The organism is Ralstonia psammae, from assembly GCF_958405935.1.
In the GTDB taxonomy this organism is placed as follows: Bacteria; Pseudomonadota; Gammaproteobacteria; order Burkholderiales; family Burkholderiaceae; genus Ralstonia; species Ralstonia psammae.
The window spans coordinates 101,205-122,597 of the sequence record NZ_CATZBU010000015.1 but is presented as its reverse complement, the minus strand read 5'-3'; the positions used below and the strand labels follow the sequence as shown (position 1 = coordinate 122,597).

At 65.8% G+C, this 21,393-nt stretch carries 17 protein-coding genes; 12 read left to right on the top strand and 5 right to left on the bottom strand.

Annotation, left to right across the window (positions count from 1 at the left end; translation table 11 throughout):
- On the bottom strand, nucleotides 1-605 hold a 605-nt coding region (locus tag R2N16_RS22505), incomplete at its 3' end, for a 1-phosphofructokinase family hexose kinase (protein WP_316668748.1).
- Nucleotides 602-3,142, bottom strand: coding sequence for a phosphoenolpyruvate--protein phosphotransferase (gene ptsP, locus R2N16_RS22500; RefSeq protein WP_316668746.1), 2,541 nt, complete (start codon nucleotides 3,140-3,142; stop codon nucleotides 602-604). The genes ptsP and R2N16_RS22505, both read right to left, overlap by 4 nt.
- A gap of 216 nt (nucleotides 3,143-3,358) precedes the next feature.
- Here ptsP and R2N16_RS22495 point away from each other — a divergent pair, with 216 nt between their 5' ends.
- From R2N16_RS22495 to R2N16_RS22480, 4 genes are all read left to right on the top strand, one after another.
- Nucleotides 3,359-4,354: a LacI family DNA-binding transcriptional regulator gene (locus R2N16_RS22495; RefSeq protein ID WP_316668744.1), complete on the top strand. Its 996-nt coding sequence runs from the start codon at nucleotides 3,359-3,361 to the stop codon at nucleotides 4,352-4,354.
- 83 nt (nucleotides 4,355-4,437) lie between these two features.
- Nucleotides 4,438-6,534, top strand: a complete 2,097-nt coding sequence (locus R2N16_RS22490) for a molybdopterin-containing oxidoreductase family protein (RefSeq protein WP_316668742.1) — start codon at nucleotides 4,438-4,440, stop codon at nucleotides 6,532-6,534.
- A gap of 10 nt (nucleotides 6,535-6,544) precedes the next feature.
- Nucleotides 6,545-7,642 carry an aminopeptidase gene (locus R2N16_RS22485; protein ID WP_316668740.1) on the top strand — a complete coding sequence of 366 codons (1,098 nt, stop codon included), beginning with the start codon at nucleotides 6,545-6,547 and terminating at the stop codon, nucleotides 7,640-7,642.
- Nucleotides 7,643-7,793: 151 nt separating this feature from the next.
- Nucleotides 7,794-9,503: a long-chain fatty acid--CoA ligase gene (locus tag R2N16_RS22480; RefSeq protein WP_316668739.1), complete on the top strand. Its 1,710-nt coding sequence runs from the start codon at nucleotides 7,794-7,796 to the stop codon at nucleotides 9,501-9,503.
- Between the two features lie 56 nt (nucleotides 9,504-9,559).
- Here the strand turns inward: R2N16_RS22480 and trhA are convergent, their stop codons facing one another.
- Nucleotides 9,560-10,177, bottom strand: a complete 618-nt coding sequence (gene trhA / locus R2N16_RS22475; RefSeq protein WP_316668737.1) for a PAQR family membrane homeostasis protein TrhA — start codon at nucleotides 10,175-10,177, stop codon at nucleotides 9,560-9,562.
- A gap of 128 nt (nucleotides 10,178-10,305) precedes the next feature.
- Between trhA and arfB the strand changes: the two genes are divergently transcribed.
- Complete coding sequence (gene arfB, locus R2N16_RS22470; RefSeq protein ID WP_316668735.1) at nucleotides 10,306-10,740, top strand: alternative ribosome rescue aminoacyl-tRNA hydrolase ArfB; 435 nt, start codon at nucleotides 10,306-10,308, stop codon at nucleotides 10,738-10,740.
- A gap of 30 nt (nucleotides 10,741-10,770) precedes the next feature.
- Here the strand turns inward: arfB and R2N16_RS22465 are convergent, their stop codons facing one another.
- Complete coding sequence (locus tag R2N16_RS22465; protein ID WP_316668733.1) at nucleotides 10,771-12,087, bottom strand: MFS transporter; 1,317 nt, start codon at nucleotides 12,085-12,087, stop codon at nucleotides 10,771-10,773.
- Nucleotides 12,088-12,273: 186 nt separating this feature from the next.
- Entirely contained in the window at nucleotides 12,274-13,455 is a 1,182-nt protein-coding gene (locus R2N16_RS22460; protein WP_316668730.1) for a porin, read from the bottom strand.
- 380 nt (nucleotides 13,456-13,835) lie between these two features.
- Here R2N16_RS22460 and coq7 point away from each other — a divergent pair, with 380 nt between their 5' ends.
- From coq7 to R2N16_RS22425, 7 genes are all read left to right on the top strand, one after another.
- Nucleotides 13,836-14,486 carry a 2-polyprenyl-3-methyl-6-methoxy-1,4-benzoquinone monooxygenase gene (coq7, locus tag R2N16_RS22455; protein ID WP_316668728.1) on the top strand — a complete coding sequence of 217 codons (651 nt, stop codon included), beginning with the start codon at nucleotides 13,836-13,838 and terminating at the stop codon, nucleotides 14,484-14,486.
- Nucleotides 14,487-14,869: 383 nt separating this feature from the next.
- Nucleotides 14,870-15,298: a division/cell wall cluster transcriptional repressor MraZ gene (gene mraZ, locus R2N16_RS22450; RefSeq protein WP_024979191.1), complete on the top strand. Its 429-nt coding sequence runs from the start codon at nucleotides 14,870-14,872 to the stop codon at nucleotides 15,296-15,298.
- A gap of 9 nt (nucleotides 15,299-15,307) precedes the next feature.
- Entirely contained in the window at nucleotides 15,308-16,267 is a 960-nt protein-coding gene (gene rsmH, locus R2N16_RS22445; protein WP_316668725.1) for a 16S rRNA (cytosine(1402)-N(4))-methyltransferase RsmH, read from the top strand.
- A gap of 19 nt (nucleotides 16,268-16,286) precedes the next feature.
- The gene (gene ftsL, locus R2N16_RS22440) at nucleotides 16,287-16,631 is read left to right on the top strand and encodes a cell division protein FtsL (protein ID WP_316668723.1); all 345 of its coding nucleotides are present in this window, start codon (nucleotides 16,287-16,289) and stop codon (nucleotides 16,629-16,631) included.
- Complete coding sequence (locus tag R2N16_RS22435; protein ID WP_316668721.1) at nucleotides 16,628-18,415, top strand: peptidoglycan D,D-transpeptidase FtsI family protein; 1,788 nt, start codon at nucleotides 16,628-16,630, stop codon at nucleotides 18,413-18,415. The genes ftsL and R2N16_RS22435 overlap by 4 nt, the downstream gene beginning before the upstream one ends.
- The gene (locus tag R2N16_RS22430; protein WP_316668719.1) at nucleotides 18,412-19,956 is read left to right on the top strand and encodes a UDP-N-acetylmuramoyl-L-alanyl-D-glutamate--2,6-diaminopimelate ligase; all 1,545 of its coding nucleotides are present in this window, start codon (nucleotides 18,412-18,414) and stop codon (nucleotides 19,954-19,956) included. The genes R2N16_RS22435 and R2N16_RS22430 overlap by 4 nt, the downstream gene beginning before the upstream one ends.
- Nucleotides 19,953-21,389 (top strand): UDP-N-acetylmuramoyl-tripeptide--D-alanyl-D-alanine ligase, encoded by a 1,437-nt coding sequence (locus R2N16_RS22425; RefSeq protein WP_316668717.1) that lies wholly within the window; start codon nucleotides 19,953-19,955, stop codon nucleotides 21,387-21,389. Before R2N16_RS22430 ends, R2N16_RS22425 begins: the two co-directional genes overlap by 4 nt.
- Nucleotides 21,390-21,393: the final 4 nt, after the last annotated feature.

Sequence of the window (21,393 nt, the reverse complement as noted above, 5' to 3'; positions counted from 1 at the left end):
CGTTGCATGTTTTGGGGTTCGGGGGGTTTGGGGAGGCCGCCCGCCCGCCCCCCCCCCCCCGCCCCCGCCAGCACCTGCGCGAGCGGCGCGCCGCTGGTATCGAGCAAGGTGGGTACGCCGCGGCGGTTCAGCCGTGCGAGCAATCTCACGTAGGCATCGGGCTGCAAGCCCCCGGCCAGGCTGCCGCACAGCGCCGCGCCCGCAATGTCGCCGAGCGTGTCAATGCGGTCGCACAGTGCGTCGAACTCGGCGGACGAGGCGTCAATACCAGGCAGATTGATGTCGGTGGTCTGTCCGTCTGCCTGGTCGCTGATCTTGATGTTGGTGCGATTGGTGCCCGGCACACGGCAGAAGCCGTCCAGCACGCCCTTGCGCGCAAACAGCGCCTCGAACAGTTCGGCATTGGCGTCGCCGAGGAGGCCCGTGGCGATCACCGGCACCTGCCAATCGGCCAGACAGGCCGCTACGTTGACGCCCTTGCCGCCGGCCTGTTGGGTGACGCTGCGGCCGATATTGACGCGGCCGCGTTCGAGGCGCTCCAGACCGATGGTCATGTCGATGGCCGGGTTGAGCGTGACGGTGACGATGCGCGGCTGCCTGCTCATGCGGCCATCTCCTTGCCACCCGCTTGCATCGGCAACGTGGTTTCCAGGGCGCGCACCTCCTGTGCGGATGCGCAGGCCAGCGCCCGTTCTGCGAGCTGCGACAGCGCGCGGATGTGCGCTTCGCGCAGCCGCGCCTTCACAGGCGCAATATCGCGCGGACTCATCGACAGTTCATGCACGCCAAGCCCCGTGAGCAGCAGCGCGCCGAACGGGTCCCCCGCCAAGCCGCCGCACACGCCCACCCAGCGCCCATGGCGTGCGGCACCTTGCACGGTCTGCTGGATCAGACGCAGCACGGTCGGGTGCAGGCTGTCGGCCTCGGCGGCGAGGTCGGGATGCTGGCGATCGATCGCCAGGGTGTATTGCGTGAGGTCGTTGGTTCCGATGGAGAAGAAGTCGACATGCTCGGCCAGGCGATCGGCCAGCAGCGCAGCAGCCGGCACCTCCACCATGATGCCCAGCGGGACCGTCGGCGCGCCGAGTTCACCGCGAATGCGCTCGCATGCGGCGCGCAGGGAGGTCACTTCCTCCAATGAGGTGATCATCGGAAACATGATCGACAGGGCGGTCGTCTCGCCCGCATCGCGCGCTGCCCGATAGAGCGCACGCAGTTGCGGCTCCATGAGGTCGGGCCGGCGCAGCAGCAGGCGCGCACCGCGCACGCCGAGGAACGGGTTGTCTTCCGTAGGCAGGTTCAGGTGAGGGACCTGCTTGTCGCCGCCGATGTCCAGCGTGCGCACGATCAACGGGCGGCCGCCGAGGGCTTTGAGCATGTCGGCGTAGACGGCGTATTGCGTGTCTTCGTCCGGCGCGTGATCGCGTTCGAGGAAAAGAAATTCCGTGCGCATCAGGCCCACGCCCTCCGCGCCGAGCGTGAGGGCTTCGACCGCCTGCGCGGGCAGGTTGACGTTGGCGGCAATCTCCACCGTGTGGCCGTCACGTGTGCGGGCGGGCAAGCCGCGCTCTGCCTGCTCGCGCTGCGCGCGGGCGGCGTCTTCCTGCAGCCAGGCGCGGGCGCTGGCGATGCTGGCGGCATCGGGATCCAGCACCAGGCGGCCGCCGGTGCCGTCGATGATGGCTTGCGTGCCCGTCGCCACATCGAGCACGGCGGTGCCGGCGGCCACTACGGCCGGGATGCCGAGCGTGCGCGTCAGGATGGCCGTGTGCGAGGTCGGACCGCCTTGCGCGGTGACGATGCCGATGATGCGTCGCGTATCCAGCGCAGCCGTATCCGAAGGCGAGAGATCCGCCGCAACCAGGATGCACGGGGTGTCCGGCAGTGTCTGCGCTGCACTGCGCAGCGACGGATCGATATGGCCGAGCACGCGTCGCCCCACGTCGCGCAAGTCAGCTGCGCGCGCCGCCAGGAGCGGGTTGCCGAGCGCTCCCAGTCGCTCGGCCAGGCGTTCGACCGCCTGATGCCAGGACCAGGCCACGCCGTGGCCCTCGACCATTGCCTGGCACGTCAGCGTCATGAGATCGGTGTCACCCAGCAGTTCGGCCTGGGCTTTGAAGATGCCCGCTTCGGCTTCGCCCAGGCGGGCAGCGGTGTCGCGTGCCAGCGCTTCCAACTCGGTGCGCGTGTTGCCCAGGGCCTGGTCCAGCAGGTCGCCGCCGGTGGTCAGTGCGACGGGGTGATCAGGCACTGTCGACGCGCCGTGCTGGAGCACGTGGATGGTGCCGATCGCCAGCCCGGGGCTCGCCGCAATGCCGCCGATGGCGGGCAGCGCCGCATCGGCTTGCCACCCGTGGGCGGTCTGGCGGGTGCGGGCCGCTTGCGTGTCGCGCGCCGCCTGGGCGCGTTCCTGCGCCGTCAGGCCCCGGATGGTCTGCAGCAGGGCGTCGAGCGCCGCACCGGCGTCGGGCCCCTGCGCAGAGAGGGTGAGCTTGGCACCGGCTGCAAGCCCCAGTTGCAGCAACGCCACGAGGTTCTTTGCGTCGGCGGTTTCGTCACCGTGGCGGACTTGCACGCGCGCGGCAAAGCGACGAGCGGTTTCCACCCACTGCGCAGCCGGGCGGGCGTGGAGGCCGCTCGGGTATTCCAGCGTCAAAGTGCGCTGCTCGGCGAGGTCGGTGCCTGGCGTGCCGGCGGCGGGCGCGGGCGCGTCGGTGGAGAGCGCGGCGACGAGGTCGTCGGCGTTTTGCGTGGTGAAGAGCTGCCGCAGGCGTGCGTCGTCATTCAGCAGCCGCGTGAGCCGGCGCAGCAGCGTGATGTGCTCGTCTGATTGCGCGGCGATGGCAAACACCAGGTGTGTCGTCTGCCCTGGGTGCCACTCCAGCCCCTCGGGAAATTGCAGCACCGCAATGCCCGTCTGGTGGATGAGGTGGCGGTCCTCGCCCATGCCATGTGGAATGGCGACGCCGTGACCGAGGAAGGTGTTGGCCACGGTTTCGCGGCGCAGGAGGCTGTCGATATAGGCCGGGTCGATGCAGCCGGCGTCGGCCAGCAACCGGCCGGCGGCGCGGATGGCGCTTTCCTTGTCGGTGGCGCGTTGTTGCAGACGGATGCGTTCGGCGCAGATCAGGGCGGAAGCCATGCGGCGGGGTCTCCTGCGGCTGCCGCGCTCCAAGGCCCGGCATGCGTGTCGTCGATGATCGCGAATTGAAATCGATTACAGTTCGAGTGTCAATGTGCGGCGCCACACAAAGTGACGTCTATTCCTTTATTTACGGGGTTTTCCCTAGGTGGCCCGGACATTGGTGGCGATGCAGCCATTCGTTATGATGACGCTTTCTTTGGAAACGATTTCAGCATGACGGTTCGAATCAAGGACGTGGCGGCGGCAGCGGGGGTGTCGGTGGCAACCGTGTCCCGCGCGCTCGCCGGCGGCCCCGTGAGCGCGGAACTGCGCCAGCGCGTCAATGCGGCGGTGGCGGCCTCCGGGTATCGGCCGAACCTGTCGGCGCGGCGGCTGCGCTCGCAGCAGGCGCAGACCGTCGGGCTGATCGTCTCGGACATCCGCAACCCGTTCTTCACCAGCGTCAGCCGGGCGGTGGAAGACGCTGCCTACGCCGCCGGCCTGCGCGTCATCCTGTGCAATTCCGACGAAGACCCCGAGAAGGAGGCGATGTACCTGCGCCTGATGGAAGAGGAGCGCGTGACGGGCGTGATCCTCTCGCCGACGCGCGGCATTGCCGAAGCGCAGCAGCCGGTGGACCTCGGCTACCCGGTCGTGCTGATCGATCGCGCAGGCCCGGCCTGTGGGGCCGATGCCGTCGTGCTCGACAACCAGCAGGCGGCGCAAGCATTGGCTGAGCACCTCGCTGCGCAGGGTTACCGCCGTATCGGCGGCCTGTTCGGGCGGACCAGCAGCACGGGCGCTGAACGTCAGGCCGGATTTGCGACGGCGCTGGCGCGCCACGGCATGACCGCCGAGGCGCGATTCATCCTGCCCACTGCCGAGGCGGCGGAGGCCGAGACGCTGGCATGGCTGTCCGGCGCAGCACGTGAGCGCCCCGACGCGCTGGTTGCGAGTAACGCGCAATCGCTGCTCGGCGTGCTGCGTGCATTGCGGCGGCTTTCGCTTGACGTGCCCCGCGACATCGCCGTGGCAGGCTTTGACAACGAGGCCTGGACAGAACTGGCCGGCCCGGGCATCACCGTGATCGAACAGCCGGTCTACGACATCGGCCGCATGGCAATGGCGATGCTGCAGGATCGCCTCGCGCAGCCGTCCTTGCCGACGCGTCGCGTGCTGCTCACGGGGCGGCTCGTCACGCGCGGCTCCACACCGCTGCGAAGCACCTAGCACGCGATTACAATTTCCGGATCCCCGCGGCTGTGCGACGACACCGACATGCGCCAGCCGCCACCCACTCCGGAGCCCCCTTGATGTCCACCCAAGTCATCCGTGCCGCCTGCCCGCACGACTGCCCCGACACCTGCGCCTTGCTTGTCACCGTCGAGGATGGCCGCGCCACCCGCGTGCAGGGCGATCCGGACCACCCGACCACGGCCGGCGTGCTGTGCACCAAGGTCAATCGGTATGCAGAGCGCACGTACCACCCAAACCGACTGCTGACGCCGATGAAGCGCGTGGGCGCCAAGGGGGAGGGCAAGTTCGAGCCGATCTCGTGGGACGAGGCTATCGACACCATCGCCATGCGTCTGGGCGACATTGCTGCGCGCAACCCGCAGGCCATCCTCCCGTACAGCTACGCCGGCACGATGGGCCTGGTGCAGGGCGAAAGCATGGCCGCGCGCTTCTTCCACAAGCTGGGGGCGTCGCTGCTTGATCGCACGATCTGCGCATCGGCCGGCGCGACGGCGCTGCGCTATACGTATGGCGCGAGCCTGGGCATGGACATCGAGCACGTGCAGGACGCCAAGCTGATCCTGATCTGGGGCGGCAATCCGATCGCATCGAACCTGCATTTCTGGACGCGCGCGCAGGAAGCCAAACGGCGCGGCGCCACGCTGATCGCCATCGATCCGTATCGCTCGCTGACGGCAGAGAAGTGCCATCACCATCTGGCGGTGCGCCCCGGTACCGATGCGGCGCTGGCGCTGGCGATGATCCACGTGCTGATCCGCGACGACTTGCTCGACCACGATTACATCGCCAATCACACGCTGGGCTTCGATGCGCTGCGTGAGCGCGCGCTGCAATACACGCCGGAATACGCGGCCACGCTGTGTGGGGTGGAGGCGGCGGACATCGAGTGGCTTGCCAAGCTGTACGGCACGACCGTCGTGCGCGACAGGCAACCGGTGGCCATTCGCCTGAACTATGGCATGCAGCGCGCGCATGGCGGCGGGCAGGGTGTGCGTGCGGTCGCGTGCCTGCCGTCGCTGGTAGGTGCGTGGCGCGATCCGGCGGGCGGCTTGCAACTGTCGACCTCCGGCTTCTTCCCCATCGATAACGCCAAGCTGCAACGTCCCGACTTGTTGCCGAACTGGCCCAACATGCCGCGCACCATCAACATGAGCACGATCGGCGATGCGCTGCTGCACGCGGGCGACGCATCGTTCGGACCCAAGGTGGAGGCGGTGGTCGTCTACAACAGCAACCCCGTGGCGGTGGCGCCGGACTCGCGCAAGGTCGCTGCCGGCTTTGCGCGCGAAGACCTCTTCACCGTGGTGCTGGAACATTTCCAGACCGATACGGCCGACTATGCCGACATCGTGCTGCCCGCCACCACGCAGCTCGAACATGTCGATGTGCACAAGGCTTACGGCCACACCTATGTGCTGGCCAACAACGCTGCCATCGCGCCGATGGGCCAGTCGCTGCCGAATACCGAGATCTTCCGCCGCCTCGCGCAGCGCATGGGCTTTGCCGACGCCTGCTTTACCGATTCGGATGACGACATCGCCGCCCAGGCCGTGCGCCGCGATGACCCGGCCGCTGCGCACATCGACTGGGCCACGCTCAAGCGCGCGGGCTGGCAGAAGCTGGCGCACGCGGCCGCGCCGCTGGCACATGGCGGCTATCGCACGCCGTCCGGCCGCTGCGAGTTCTATTCGGAACAGATGGCCAAAGACGGACTCGACCCGCTGCCCGGCTACGTCCCGCCGCACGAGTCGGCCATCAGCACGCCGGAGCTGGCCAAGCGTTATCCGCTGTCGATGATCTCGCCGCCGGCGCGCAACTTCCTGAACTCGACCTTCGTCAACGTTGATAGCCTGCGCAACACTGAAGGCGAGCCGCATCTGGACATCCACCCCGACGACGCGAATGCTCGCGGCGTCGTCGATGGCGAACTCGTCCGCATCTTCAACGATCGCGGCACCATGCAGGCGCGCGCCCGCGTGACCGACCGTGCGCGGCGCGGCGTGGTCGTCGGCCTGTCGATCTGGTGGAAGAAGCTCGCGCCCGACGGCACCAACGCCAACGAGCTGACCAGCCAGCGGCTGACCGACATGGGGCGTGCACCCACCTTCTACGATTGCCTGGTCGAGGTCGCACCGTTGGCACAGGCTGCCTGACGGGGCCACCATGCATGCCGCACGCGCGCTGTGCCTCGCCCTGTCGCTTGCCGGTTCGGCGTTGCTGGGCGGCTGCGACACGGTCGGCTATTACTACCAGTCGGTCAGCGGACATCTCTCGCTGATGGCCCAGCGCGAGTCGATCGACCAGGCCATCGACAACGCGCGGCAGGCCCACAACGACAAGCTCGCCAAACGGCTGGAAGATGCGCGCAGCATTCGCATCTATGCCTCGCGCGAGCTGGGCCTGCCCGACAACGGCAGCTATCGCGTCTATGCCAACCTCAAGCGCTCCTTTGCGGTGTGGAACGTGTTTGCCGCGCCTGAGTTGTCGGTCAAGCTCAAGGAGTGGTGCTTCCTCGTTGTCGGCTGCGTGACGTATCGCGGGTACTACGATCGCGACGCCGCCATGGCCTACGCCGACACCTTGCGTGCCCAAGGTCTGGATGTGGATGTGGCCGGCATTCCTGCGTATTCCACACTGGGTTATTTCGACGACCCGCTGCTCAACACCTTCGTCGGCCTGCCCGAGGGCGAGTTGGCGCGGCTGATCTTTCATGAGCTGGCGCATCAGGTCGTCTATGCCAAGGGCGATACGGCGTTCAACGAATCGTTTGCCACCACCGTGGAAACCATTGGTGTCGAACGCTGGCTGGCGGATGCCGCCACCCCGGAAGTTCGCGCGGAATACGCCACGTACGATGCCCGCCGCGTACAATTCCGCGCCCTGCTGCTGGAGTACCGCAACCGGCTGGAGGTGCTGTATGCAAGCCCCGTGTCGGACGATGAGAAGCGCGCCGGAAAACGCGCCATCTTCGCGGGCCTGCAGGTCGATTACGCCAAGCTCAAAGCAAGCTGGGGCGGTTGTACCGGTTATGACCGCTGGTTTGCGCAGCCGCTGTCGAACGCGCATCTGGGCGCGGTCGCGAGCTATCTGGAATGGGTGCCGGCGTTCACGGCGCTGTACCACCGCGATGGCGGCGACTGGGCGCGCTTCTATGCCGACGTCAAAGCCATGGCGCGCGAATCCAAACCGCAGCGCGAGGCAGCATTGCAATTGCTGGCGCCTCCGGCGATGGCCGCGGCGGGTGGCATCACGCAAAAGTGATGCCAACACCGGTTTCTGCACCAGTTTCAAGCAGGGGCGACCGGCTGAGGGAACTGTCTAAGTTATTGTTTTGACACAAACATCCGCGTAGGATGCCGAAAAAAACGAACGACCATTCGAAAAAAATCGACAATCGCCAGGAGACACACCCATGGATAAGCCGTGGCTGAAGCAGTACCCCGCCGGGGTGCCGGCCGAGATCGATGCGTCGCAGTATCGATCGCTGGCCCATCTGCTTGAGGATTCTTTCCAAAAGAACCGCAACCGCCGTGCGTTTGAATGCATGGGCAAGGTGCTGACCTACGGCGAGCTGGATACGCTGTCGCGCCAACTGGCGGCGTGGCTGCAATCGCGGGGCCTGGCGCCCGGCGCGCGCGTCGCGCTGATGATGCCGAACGTGTTGCAGTACCCGGTGGCGCTGGCCGCCGTGCTGCGCGCAGGCTACGTGGTCGTCAACGTCAATCCGCTGTACACCCCGCGCGAGCTGGAGCACCAGCTCAAGGACAGCGGCGCCGAAGCCATCATCATCCTCGAGAACTTCGCGACGACGCTGCAGCGGGTGTTGCCCAATACGCCGGTCAAGCACATCGTGGTGGCGAGCATGGGCGACATGCTCGGCGGCCTCAAGGGCATGCTGGTCAATTTCGTCGTGCGCAGCGTCAAGAAGATGGTGCCGGCGTGGGAGCTGCCCAACTGCATTCGTTTCAACACCGCGCTGGAAGAGGGCGCCAAGCAGACGCTCAAGCCGATCTCCGTCGGCCCCGACGACGTGGCCTTCCTGCAATACACGGGCGGCACGACCGGCGTGTCCAAGGGCGCGACGCTGCTGCATCGCAATATCGTCGCCAACGTGCTGCAATCTGAAGCGTGGATGAACCCGGCGCTCACCAAGCCCGGCCGCGACGGCCGCATGCTGGCAGCCGATGAAGAGATCGTCACCATTACCGCGCTGCCGCTGTATCACATCTTCGCGCTGACGGTGTGTTGCCTGCTGTCGATGCGCAAGGGCGGGCTGGCGGTGCTGATCCCGAACCCGCGCGACATTCCGGGCTTCATCAAGGTGCTCAAGCAGTATCGCTTCCACATGTTCCCGGCCGTGAACACGCTGTACAACGCGCTGCTGAACAATCCCGAATTCAAGGATGTCGACTGCTCCAACCTGCGCGTGGCCAACGGTGGCGGCATGGCGGTGCAGGAAGCCGTGGCCAAGAAGTGGCTCGAGGTGACGGGGTGCCCGATTATCGAGGGCTACGGCCTGTCGGAAACCTCGCCGTCGGCCATTTGCAACCCGACTGATACCGACAAGTTTTCGGGCACCGTCGGCCTGCCGATTCCCGGCACCGAAATCGCCATCCGCGACGACGAAGGGCGCGACCAGCCGATCGGCCAGCCGGGCGAAATCTGCATCCGCGGCCCGCAGGTCATGGCAGGCTACTGGAAGCGTCCGGACGAGACCGCCAAGGTCATGTATGCCGACGGCTTCTTCAAGACCGGCGACGTGGGTGTGATGGACGAGCGCGGCTACACGAAGATTGTCGATCGCAAGAAGGACATGATCCTGGTGTCGGGTTTCAACGTGTACCCGAACGAGATCGAAGGCGTGGTGGCGATGTGCCCGGGCGTGCTGGAAGTGGCCGCCGTGGGCGTGCCCGACGTGCACTCGGGCGAGGTGGTGAAGCTGTTCGTGGTGCGTCGCGATCCGACGCTCACGGAACAGAAGCTGCAGGAGTTCTGCAAGGAACAGCTCACCGGCTACAAGCGCCCGAAGTTCATCGAGTTCCGCAACGAGCTGCCGAAGACCAACGTCGGCAAGATCCTGCGCCGTGAACTGCGCGACGAGGCGATGAAGAAGCGTGCCTGAGTCTGCGTAGCTGCATGAAAAAAGCCGCGAGGAATCGCGGCTTTTTTCATGGCGTGTCAGCCCACGTACAGCAGGATGCTGACGAACTGACACGCACTGCCCGCCAGTACGAACAGGTGCCAGATGCCGTGGAAGTGCCGCACCTTCTCGTCGAAGAGAAAGAAGCCGATGCCCGCCGTATAAAGTGCGCCACCCGCTACCAGCCACCTCAGGCCCGGTGCAGGCAGCGCGGCCGCCAGCGGCCCCATGGCAATCAGCACCAGCCAGCCCATCACCACGTAGATCAGCAGTGAGAACAAGCGGGTGCGGCGGCCGATCCAGAGTTCCTGTGCAATGCCGATGGCCGCCAGTGCCCAGTTGACCCCAAACAGCGCCCAGCCCCAGGGGCCGCGCAGCGTGACGAGCGCAAACGGGGTGTAGCTGCCGGCGATCAGCAGGTAGATGGCGCAATAGTCGAGTCGCTGGAAGATCGCCTTGGCCGGGCCGCGCAGGCTGTGATACAGCGTGGAGATTGTGTAGAGCAGGACCAATGTGGTGCCGTAGACCACGGAGCTGACCACCTTCCAGGCATCGTGGTGCAACGCTGACGAGGTCACCAGCACGGCCATGCCGGCGGCGGCAAGAATGGCGCCGGCCAGGTGGCTGACGCCGTTGAAACGTTCTCCGTGATACATGCACAGATCTCCGGGAAAGCTCGGTTGGCGTAGATCGGGACGAATGCAAGGCTCCATTCTTGCACGCGTTCGAACAGCTTGATCGCCGTGCGCCGCGATGTCACGGCCCGCTCTCTTACAATCCCCCAATGCCCGATACCGCCCTCAACGTCACGCCGCATCTGTCCATTCCGGAGTCGGAACTGGTCGAACGTTTTGTTCGCGCGAGCGGGCCGGGCGGGCAGAACATCAACAAGGTTTCAACGGCGGTGGAACTGCGTTTTGACGTTGCCCGATCGCCTTCTTTGCCGGAGCCGGTGCGAACCCGTCTGTTGGCAAAGCGCGATCGCCGTCTGACCGAGGAGGGGGTGCTCGTGATCGACGCACAGCGGTTCCGTACCCAGGACCGCAACCGGCAGGACGCGCGCGAACGCCTGGCCGCGTTTATCGCGACCGGGCTGCCTGTGCCCAAGTCGCGTATTGCCACCAAGCCAACGCGCGCTTCCAAGATTCGCCGTCTGGACGGCAAGCGCGCACGTAGCGACATCAAGCGTGGGCGCTCCGGTTCCCACTCCTGGGATTAAGCGCGCTCGGGCGTTTTGATATGCGAGGACTCACGTCCATCTCGCGTCGCGCGTCTCCCGCATGCAGAGCACGCCGATCAGGCTGACCACGGCCGCCGTCGACACATACATCCCCACCCAGCTCAGCCCGCCCTGGGCCGCCAGCACTTGCGCGATATACGGCGCAATCGACGCGCCCAGAATGCCGCCCAGGTTGTACGACACGCCGGCGCCGGTGTAGCGCACGTTGGTCGGGAACAGTTCGGGCAGCAGCGCACCCATCGGCGCGAAGGTCACGCCCATCAGGAACAGCTCGATGATGAGGAACAGCGCCACCAGCGGCGTCTGCCCACTACCCAGCAGCGGCGCCATCGTGAAGCCCGACAAGATGGCCGCGACGATGCCGACGATCAGCACCGGCTTGCGCCCAACGCGGTCCGAGGCCCACGCCGACAGTGGCGTCGCCAGCCCCATGAACACCACCGCCAGGCACAGCAGCCCCAAGAAGCTCGGGCGCGAGAAGTGCAGCGTGCCCACGCCGTACGACAGCGAGAACACCGTCGAGATATAGAACAGCGTGTAGCAGACGACCATGGCCAGCGCGCCGAGCAGTGTCGGCCACCAGTGGTGCGCCAGCAGTTCGGCCACGGGCACCTTCACGCGTTCCTGCCGATCGATGGCGGCTTGGAAGGCCGGGGTTTCGGCGATCTTCAATCGCACATACAGGCCCAGTGCCACCAGCACTGCGCTTACCAGGAAGGGCACGCGCCAGCCCCAGCTGCGGAACTGCTCGTCCGATAGCGCGATCGCCAGGCCGAAGAACAGCCCGTTCGATGCCAGGAAGCCCACCGATGGCCCCAACTGCGGAAACATGCCAAACCAGCCGCGCTTGCCCGCTGGCGCATTCTCGGTGGCCAGCAGCGCCGCGCCGCCCCATTCCCCGCCCAGGCCGATGCCCTGGCCAAAACGCAGCACGCACAGCAGGATCGGCGCAAGCGTGCCGATGCTGTCGTACCCCGGCACCAGCCCGATCAGCGTGGTCGAAATGCCCATTACCAGCAGCGATGCTACGAGCGTCGACTTGCGCCCGATCCGATCACCAAAGTGGCCGAACAGGAACGAGCCGATCGGTCGCGCAATAAACGCGATGCCGAACGTAACGAACGCCGACAGCGCCTGTGCCGTGGCAGACCCGTGCGGAAAGAACACCGGGCCGATGACCAGCGCCGCGGCTGTCGCATAGACATAGAAATCGTAAAACTCGATGGCCGTACCGATGAAGCTCGCAAAGACGATGCGCGAGCGGCTGGCGTCGGAGGCCGCACTGGGGGCGGAGGGCGCCATGGTTGGCGAAGTCGAAGAGGACATGCGGGTCTCCGGTGAGGTTCGCGTTGTTGTCGTTATGAAGCGCCGCGCGTTGCTGAGCTGTCGTCTGGCTGTCCGGCGGCGGGCTCGATCGCAGGAGCATAGCGCGCGGCCATGCAAAAAGGCACCCGAAGGTGCCTTCCTGCGCCCGCCAAGGAGAGGGGCGGCGGGCAAAAAACGCGGTGTGCGTCAGAACTTGTGGCGCACACCCACTGCCACGCCAACCTGGTTATCCGAGTTCGGCGTGATGAAGTACGTTTGCGATGCGGCCGGCAGATACCCAACCGATGTCTGCGCGCCCGTTGCCGGGTTGGTCACGTAGCCGATCGAATCCCAGTTCAGCGAGCCATTGCGCGAATACGCTGCCGTCAGGTACACGTCGGTGCGCTTCGAGAAGTTGTAGTCGGCAATGAAGTTCCACTGCTGCGGGTTGCGCGGGTTGATCGTGGCGCCGCCAATGGTCGCTTCCTTGATGTTGTCGTAGTAGTACGACAGCGTCAGGCCCAGGGCCGGGGTGGCCTGGTAGTTCACGCCCAGCCAGTAGAGGTCGTCGCGGTGCGGCGTCAGGGCTGCAGCGGCGCCGCTGCCAGGCGCTTCGGTGTTGCCGTAGCGGAAGCCGGCCATCACCTTGACCGGGCCCGTGGTGTAGCTGGCCGCAATGGCGGCGCGCTTGTCGCGGGCATATTCGTTGCCGCCCGACAGGCCCAGGGCTTCCGCAGCCGTCAGTACCTTCACTTCGTCATACGCGACGCCCAAGCCAAACGGGCCAGCGAAATAGTTCGCACCAACACCGTAGGCCGAGTTGGCCGTGTTGCTGCCCGTGCGCTCGCCAAACGCCCAGTGGCCTTCGACCGTCAGCGGACCGAACGCGCCGGTGTACTTGATCGCGTTGTCTTCGCGGAAGTTCGGGCCCAGCAGGCCGACCACCGGCTCCCACTGCGTGGCGTAACCGCTCGGCGAGAAGTTCGCCATCATGTCGAAGATCGTCGTGTACTGACGACCCAGCGTGATCTTGCCCCAGTTGCCCTGCAAGCCCACAAATGCTTGCCGGCCGAACAGGCGGCCACCTTGCTGCAGCGTGCCGGTGTCCATGCCGAAGCCCGATTCCAGTACGAACAGGCCCTTGAGGCCGCCACCGATGTCTTCAACGCCGCGCAAGCCCCAACGGTTGGAAGACAGCCCGCCTGCCTGCATTGCAAGGCGCGAACCGCTGCTGCCCGGAATGGCGACGCCTGCCGCCGTTACGTTTTGCTCGTGGTTGACGTATTCGACGTTCGCGTCGACCACGCCATACAGCGTCACACTCGACTGAGCCTGCGCAACACCCGCAAACGTGCCCAGCACTGCCAATGCCAGCAGCGATTTCTTCATCGGTCGGTCTCCAGATCCTTATTTATTGAGTTCGGTGGCAGGTAGACCCTCCGCTCTTGTCTTCCCGCCCCATGACTTTCAAACGAAGTCGCTGACTAATGTAGCAACGCGATACCGGGCTCGGTCGAAATTTGCGAACGAATGTTCGTAAACGCGCGTTTGCTGTCTGATCCCGGCAACAGGCTGTTTCCGAATTTGAAATAGATCGCGGATGAGTGCGGGCGATTCGTTGCGGTTTCTGATGCGATCCGCGCACCAACAGGGTTATCCCGTACAGTAGTGTTTGGTGCGTGGTCTTCTGATCGCGCGCAGGGTCTCGCCCGATGGCGGCCTTACAATGACGATTGCGCCGCACGCCATTGCCGACGGCGCCCGTATCCATGCTCGACCGCTTCCTCTCCGAATTCGACCGCGCCTTGCGCGCCGTGGCGGGCGTCACCCGCGCCAGCCGACCGAACCCTGCTGATGCCGTTATCGCGTCCACCTCCGTGGATACGGCCGATAATGCGACCAAGCTTTCCGAGGCTGACCGCCGCCATGCCGCCGGCCTGATGCGCGTGAACCATGTCGGCGAGGTCTGCGCCCAGGCCCTGTACCAGGGGCAAGCGCTGTTTGCCCGGGATCCGGCCATCCGGGCCCAGCTCGACGAAGCCGCACGCGAAGAAGAGGACCACCTCGCCTGGTGCGCCCAGCGCCTGCAGGAGTTGAACGACCGCCCGAGCCTGCTCAATCCGCTGTGGTATGCCGGCGCTTTCGCGATTGGCGCTGTGGCCGGGCGCCTTGGCGACAAGATCAGCCTCGGTTTCGTGGCGGAGACCGAGCGCCAGGTCGAGCATCACCTCGATGGCCATCTCGATGCATTGCCCGAACAGGACACCCGCTCGCGCGCGATCGTCGCCCAGATGCGCGACGACGAAATCCGCCACGGCGACAACGCGCGCGAGGCCGGCGGTATCGAACTCCCTGCGCCGATCCGCCAAGCCATGCGTGCCGCGTCACGCGTCATGACCACGGCCGCCTACCGCATCTGACGCGCGTATCGCGGCCCGAGGGCCCGACGACATACCGCCCGCTCCTCCATTTGCCCGACCTTTCCCGTCTGCGGTCTGTGCCCCCGCACCGCAGGCGGCGCTGCGTGCTGTTCTCTCACGTGGTTTCTACATAAACCACGCTATCTCCTTCATTTGATTGAGAAAAGTGACTCGCCTCCTCTGAGGGGGTGCGCTAAGTCATTGTTCTGATTGCAAATTTTCCGTCTCGCAGGCCCCCGCAAGCCTTGACCGCCTAAAGTCGTTCCTCTAAAGTGGGAAACAGTGTCAGAAAGTGTAGTTTTGTGGTGTAAAGAGGCCGTTTGCGGGCCAGTTGACGGCAAGGTGAGTGGCGATCGAGTCGCCACACGGAGAGAGAAACCAACGTGTTCCAGGGTGCGTCGGCGCTAACGCTGGATGCCAAAGGGCGGATGTCCATTCCGTCGCGGCACCGCGAAGCGCTCCAGCTGCAGGCCGAGGGTCGGGTGACTGTGACCAAGCACCCGGACGGTTGCCTCATGCTGTTTCCGCGCCCGGAGTGGGAACGCTTTCGCGAGCGAATCGCCGCGCTCCCGATGGAAGCCCACTGGTGGAAACGGATCTTCCTGGGCAGCGCCGCCGATGTCGAACTCGATACCGCCGGCCGCGTCCTCATCACCCCGGAACTGCGCACGGCCGCCAGCCTTGAACGCGACGTGATGCTGCTCGGCATGGGCAGCCACTTCGAAGTCTGGGACGCCGCCACGTACACCGCGAAGGAGCAAGCCGCCATGGCGCAAGGCATGCCCGACGCCCTCAAGAATTTCTCCTTTTGATGACGCACGATGACAACCCAAGCCAGTACGGGACTGCGCCATCAGACGGTGCTCTTAGACGAAGCAGTCGATGCGCTCATCTGGCGCGACGACGGCATCTATATCGATGGAACCTTCGGGAGAGGCGGGCACAGCCGGCTCATCCTGGAACGGCTGGGGCCCGGCGGCAGACTCGTCGCCTTCGACAAGGACCCGGCAGCAATCACCGAAGCGGGCACCGTAGAGGATGCCCGCTTCGCTATTGAGCATGACAGCTTCGCGCAGATGGCCCGGTGCCTGGACGCGCGTGGCGTGGAACGGGTGGCCGGCGTGCTGCTCGATCTCGGCATCAGCTCGCCGCAGATCGACGAAGGCGCACGCGGCTTTTCGTTCCGTATGGATGGCCCGCTCGACATGCGGATGGACACCACGCGCGGCATCACCGCAGCCCAATGGCTGGCCGAGGCTGATGAGCGCGACATTGCGAGGGTGATACGGGACTATGGGGAAGAACGGTTTGCTGTACAGATTGCAAAGGCGATTGTTGCTCGCCGGGGCCAATCCGGGGATCGAGGTCCTCTCGATCGCACATCCGAGCTTGCCGCGCTCGTGGCGCAAGCCGTCAAAACACGCGAGAAGGGCCAAGACCCTGCGACCCGCACCTTTCAAGCTTTACGGATTCACGTCAATCAAGAGCTTGCGGACCTCGAAACCGGTCTGAAGGCGGCCTTTGAACGCCTGGAACAGGGGGGACGTCTCGTCGTGATCAGCTTCCATTCGCTGGAAGACCGCATCGTCAAGCGCTTCATGCAGGCCCTGGCGCGCCCGGAGCAATCCGCCGCGCCGGAACTGCGTCGGGCGCCGCTGCGTGCACATGAACTGCCGGCGCCGCAGTTGCGCCTGCTTGGCCGTGTGAAGCCGTCGGAGGCCGAGGTGTCGGCCAACCCGCGTGCGCGCTCGGCCATCATGCGCGTGGCAGAGCGTTGCTGAGCCGACGGAGACGCATGCCATGAACCGCCTGAACATGTTCCTGCTGACCGCGCTGGTGCTGTGCGCGCTGTCGCTGGTCAACGCACAGCATCAGGCGCGGCAACTGTTTGTCGCGCTGGATCGCGCGCAGGCGGAAGAAAAGCAACTCAACACCGACTGGTCGCGCCTGCAATATGAGCAGAGCGCGCTGGGCAAGAGCGCTCGCATTGCTGATATCGCGAGCAAGCAATTGAAGATGTCGCCCGCGCAGGCGGGTCGCACGCAGTACCTGCAGGGGTTTGCCGATTTGCCGGCGGCCGGGATGCCCTCGGGGGCTTCCTCGGCGGCGGCCAGCGCGCCCACGGCTTCCGGAGTACAGCCATGAGCGGCGCACGCAAATCCAACGGCACCACGGCGCGCGCGCGCCTGGGCCAGTTTTCCGCCAGCCCGGTGCTGGGCCTGCGCTTGCCGATGTGGCGCTCGAAGCTGGTCGTGTTCCTGATGTTCGCGGCGTTCCTGGCGCTGATTGGCCGCGCGCTGTGGATTCAAGGTCCCGGCAACCGCTTCTATGAAGCCGAGGGCAAGAAGCGCTTCCAGCGCACGCTGGAGTTGCCGGCCACGCGCGGCAAGATTCTCGATCGCAATGGCCTGGTGCTGGCCACCAGCCTGCCGGTGAAGGCCATCTGGGCCGTGCCCGAAGACGTGCCCAACAACGTGCCTGGCGAAGACATGAAGAAGCTCGCCAAGCTGCTTGGCATGAACAACAAGGAGCTTTCGGGCAAGCTGGGCGAAGACAAGGGCTTCGTGTACCTCAAGCGCCAGGTGCTGCCCGAGGTGGCTGACCAGATTGCCGCGCTGAAGATCGAAGGCATCTACCAGACGCGAGAGTACAAACGCTTCTATCCGGAAGGCGAAGCGATGGCGCATATCGTTGGTTTCACCAACGTTGAGGACAAGGGCCAGGAAGGCATGGAGCTGGCGCGCGAGTCCGACCTCGCAGGCGCTGCGGGTCAGCGTCAAGTGATCAAGGATCGCCTGGGCCGCGTGGTGGAAGACGTGGGCGTGCTCAAGGCCCCGCGTGATGGGCATGACCAGACGCTGTCGATCGACGCCAAGATCCAGTATCTGACCTTCAATGAACTGAAGGCCGCCATTGAGCGTACCCACGCCAAGGCCGCCAGTGCCATCGTGCTGGATGCCCAGACCGGCGAGGTGCTGGCGCTTGCCAACTACCCGACCTACAACCCGAACGACCGCAGCCGCCTGTCGGGCGAGCAATTGCGCAACCGCGTGTTGACCGACACCTTCGAGCCCGGCTCGATGATGAAGCCGGTCACCATCAGCCTGGCGCTGCAGCTCAAGCGCGTGACGCCTACCACGCTGGTGCAGACCAACGGCAAATACAGCTTTGAAGGCGCAACCATTTCCGATACCGGCAACTACGGCACGCTCACGGTTGCGCAGGTGATCCAGCACTCCAGCAACATCGGTACGACCAAGATCGCGATGATGCTCAAGCCGCAGGAAATGTGGGATATGTTCACCAGCGTCGGCTTGGGTCAGGCGCCGAAGATCGGCTTTCCGGGCGCGGTGGCAGGGCGGCTGCGGCCGGCAAACAAATGGCGCCGCATCGAGCAGGCGACCATGTCGTACGGCTACGGCCTGTCGGTGTCGCTGTTCCAGATTGCACATGCGTACACCATCTTCGCGCACGATGGCGAGCTGATCCCGATCACCATGTACCGCACCGATGGCCAGCCGCCGCAGGGCGAGCGCGTGATCTCGCCGGAGGTGGCGCGGCAGGTCCGCCAGATGCTGGAGACGGTGACGGCGCCCGGCGGTACCGCGCCCCAGGCCCAGGTGATGGGCTATCGCGTGGGCGGCAAGACCGGCACGGCATGGAAGCACACCGGACGCGGCTATGACCGCTCCAAGTATCGCGCCTCGTTTATTGGCCTGGCGCCGATGTCGAACCCGCGCATCATCGTGGCGGTGAGCGTGGACGAGCCCACGGTGGGTAACCGCTATGGCGGCGGCGCGGCCGGCCCGGTGTTCTCCCAAATCGTGGGCGGCACCCTGCGCGCGTTGAACGTGCCACCGGATTCGCCGGTGCGCCAGCTCGTGATGACCCCGGACGTGCCGGAAGAGCCGGTGGGGGGCTTGCAATGACAGCCAAGCCCACCTCCGATCGTCCGACGATCGCTGCGCGCCTCGCGCCCGTCGTGGATTGGCTGCGCGCCCAGGCTCCGGCCGGTGCCGACCTCACCAGCGACACGCGCAAGCTCAAGACCGGCGATGTGTTCGTTGCCTACGTGCTCGGCAATGTGCGCCAGCGTGGCGATGGCCGTCCGCATATTCCGCAGGCCATCGAAGCTGGTGCTTCTGCCGTGCTGGCCGAAGCCCATGGCTACGCGATGCCCGCCGACGCGCCCGTGCGCATCCTGCCGGTGGACGGCCTGGCTGAACTGGCCGGACCGCTGGCCGCGCAGTGGTACGGCGTGCCGGGCCCGCAAGCGCTGCGTGTGATTGGCGTGACGGGCACCAACGGCAAGACATCGTGTTCGCAATGGATTGCGCAGGCCCTGACCAAGCACGGCGAGCGTTGCGCAGTGGTGGGTACGCTCGGCACTGGGTTTGTCGATGCGCTGGCCGCCACCGGCTTTACCACGCCGGACGCCATTCAACTCCAGCGCAGCCTTGCCGATCTGCACCGTGCAGGCGCCCGCGCCATTGCCATGGAGGTGTCGTCGCATGGCCTGGAGCAAGGCCGTGTGGATGGCACCTGCTTCGACGTCGCGGTGTTTACGAACCTGACGCAGGATCACCTCGACTACCACGGCACGATGGCCGAGTACGAACTCGCCAAGGCGCGCCTGTTCGGCTGGCCAGGCCTACGCGCAGCGGTCATCAACCGCGACGCCGCCGCCGGCGCCCGCTTGCTCCAGAACGCCCGCGCCGATGTCCAGACCATCGAATACGGCATTGACGGCGAAGCCGCTGCGCAGCACGGTGCCAGGCAATGGCTGCGAGCCAGCAACGTGCGCGCGCATCGCACCGGCACGACGTTCGAGGTGGATGGCAGCTTTGGTCATGCGACCGTCCATGCGCCGACCGTTGGTCTGTTCAACGTATCAAATCTCCTGGGTGTGCTGGGTGCACTGCTGGCGGCTGGCTTGCCGTGGCAGGACGCCATCGCGCGCCTGGAAAAGCTGCAACCCGTGAGCGGCCGCATGGAGCGTTTCGGCGGCGAAGACGGTCCGCTGGTGGTGGTCGATTACGCCCACACCCCCGACGCACTGGAGCAGACGCTGCGCGCACTCGCGCCGATTACCGAAGCGCGCGGCGGCAAGCTGTGGGCCGTGTTCGGCTGCGGTGGTGATCGCGACCCCGGCAAGCGTCCGCAAATGGGCGCCATCGCCGAGCGTCTGGCGCCGCACGTGGTGCTGACCTCCGACAACCCGCGCAGCGAAGATCCGCAGCACATCCTCGACGAGATCGCGGATGGCATGGACAACCCGCGTGGCGCCACCCAGATCGAAGACCGCGCGGCTGCCATCCTGCACGCTGTGCGGCATGCAGATGCGCATGACGTGATTGTCGTGGCTGGCAAGGGACATGAATCGACGCAGGAGATTGCCGGTCGCAAGCGACCGTTCTCCGATCAGGAACATGTGCGCCTGGCGCTCGCAGCCCGTGGGGTGAATGCATGAGCGCCCCGACCGTGATGATGCACGCGACCGACGCCGCTGCCTGGATGACCGGCGCCTATCTGGCCGGCCCCGACGCGGCCATCCTGCGCGTGACGACCGACAGTCGCGCCGTGCAGCCCGGCGACCTGTTCGTCGCGCTGATCGGCGAGCGTTTCGATGCGCACGATTTCCTGCCCGAAGTGGTGGCGCGCGGCGCTGCCGCCGTGCTGGTGTCGCGTGCACCGGCGGCCACGCTGGATGTGACCAACGTGGCCGTGCTGACCGTCGCCGATACGCGCATCGGGCTCGGCCAACTTGCCGCCGGATGGCGTCGCCAGTTCCCGATTCCGGTCGTCGCCGTGACGGGCAGCAACGGCAAGACCACGGTCAAGGAGATGATCTCCGCGATCTTCGCGCAGGCCGTGGGTGAAGACGCCCGCCTGGCGACCGCCGGCAACTTCAACAACGACATCGGCCTGCCACTCACGCTGTTCCGCTTGAACGCGCAACACAAGCTTGCCGTGCTTGAACTCGGCATGAACCATCCGGGCGAGACGGCCGTATTGGCCGCCATTGCCCAGCCGACCGTGGCGATGATCAACAACGCCCAGCGCGAGCACCAGGAATTCATGGTCAGCGTGGAAGCGGTTGCTGAAGAACATGCCGCTGTGCTGGCCGCGTTGCCGGCCGATGGCGTGGCGGTGTATCCGCGTGATGCGGCCAACGGCGGCGAGTATGCGCCGGTGTGGCAAGCCGCGGCGGGTTCGCGTCGCGTGCTCGATTTCGGTATCGAGGCCGGCGCCGTGACGGGCACGGTGGAGGACACTGCCGACGGGCAACGCATTGATGTGCAGGCCCCCGGCCAGCGCTTCGTCATTACGTTGCCGCTGCTGGGTTTGCACAACGCACGCAACGCGCTGGCCGCGACGGCATGTGCGCTGGCTGCCGGTGTTGCTCCCGAGGTGATCGCACAAGCGCTGGGCAACTTTGCGCCCGTCAAGGGGCGGTTGCAGCGCAAGCAGGGCACGCACGGCGGCCTCGTCATCGACGACACGTACAACGCGAACCCGGATTCGATGCGCGCGGCGATCGATGCGCTTGTCACGCTGCCGGCGCCGCGCTGGTTGGTGCTGGGTGACATGGGCGAGGTTGGCTCGCAGGGCCCGGCCTTCCACGAAGAGATCGGCGCCTATGCGCGCGAGCACGGCATCGACGCGGTGCTGGCAACCGGCGAGCTTGCGCGCCACACAGTCGATGCCTTCGGCGCGGGTGCCCAGCATTTTGCGTCGGCGGAAGACCTGATTGAGCACGGCGTGCCTGCCATTGCGCCGGCCGCGACGGTATTGGTGAAGGGCTCGCGCTTCATGCGGATGGAACGCATTGTGGAAGCGCTGGTCTTGAAAGACCCGGTAGCGGATTCGCCGGCCGGTTCCAGCACACAACAGCAGCATTAAGGGA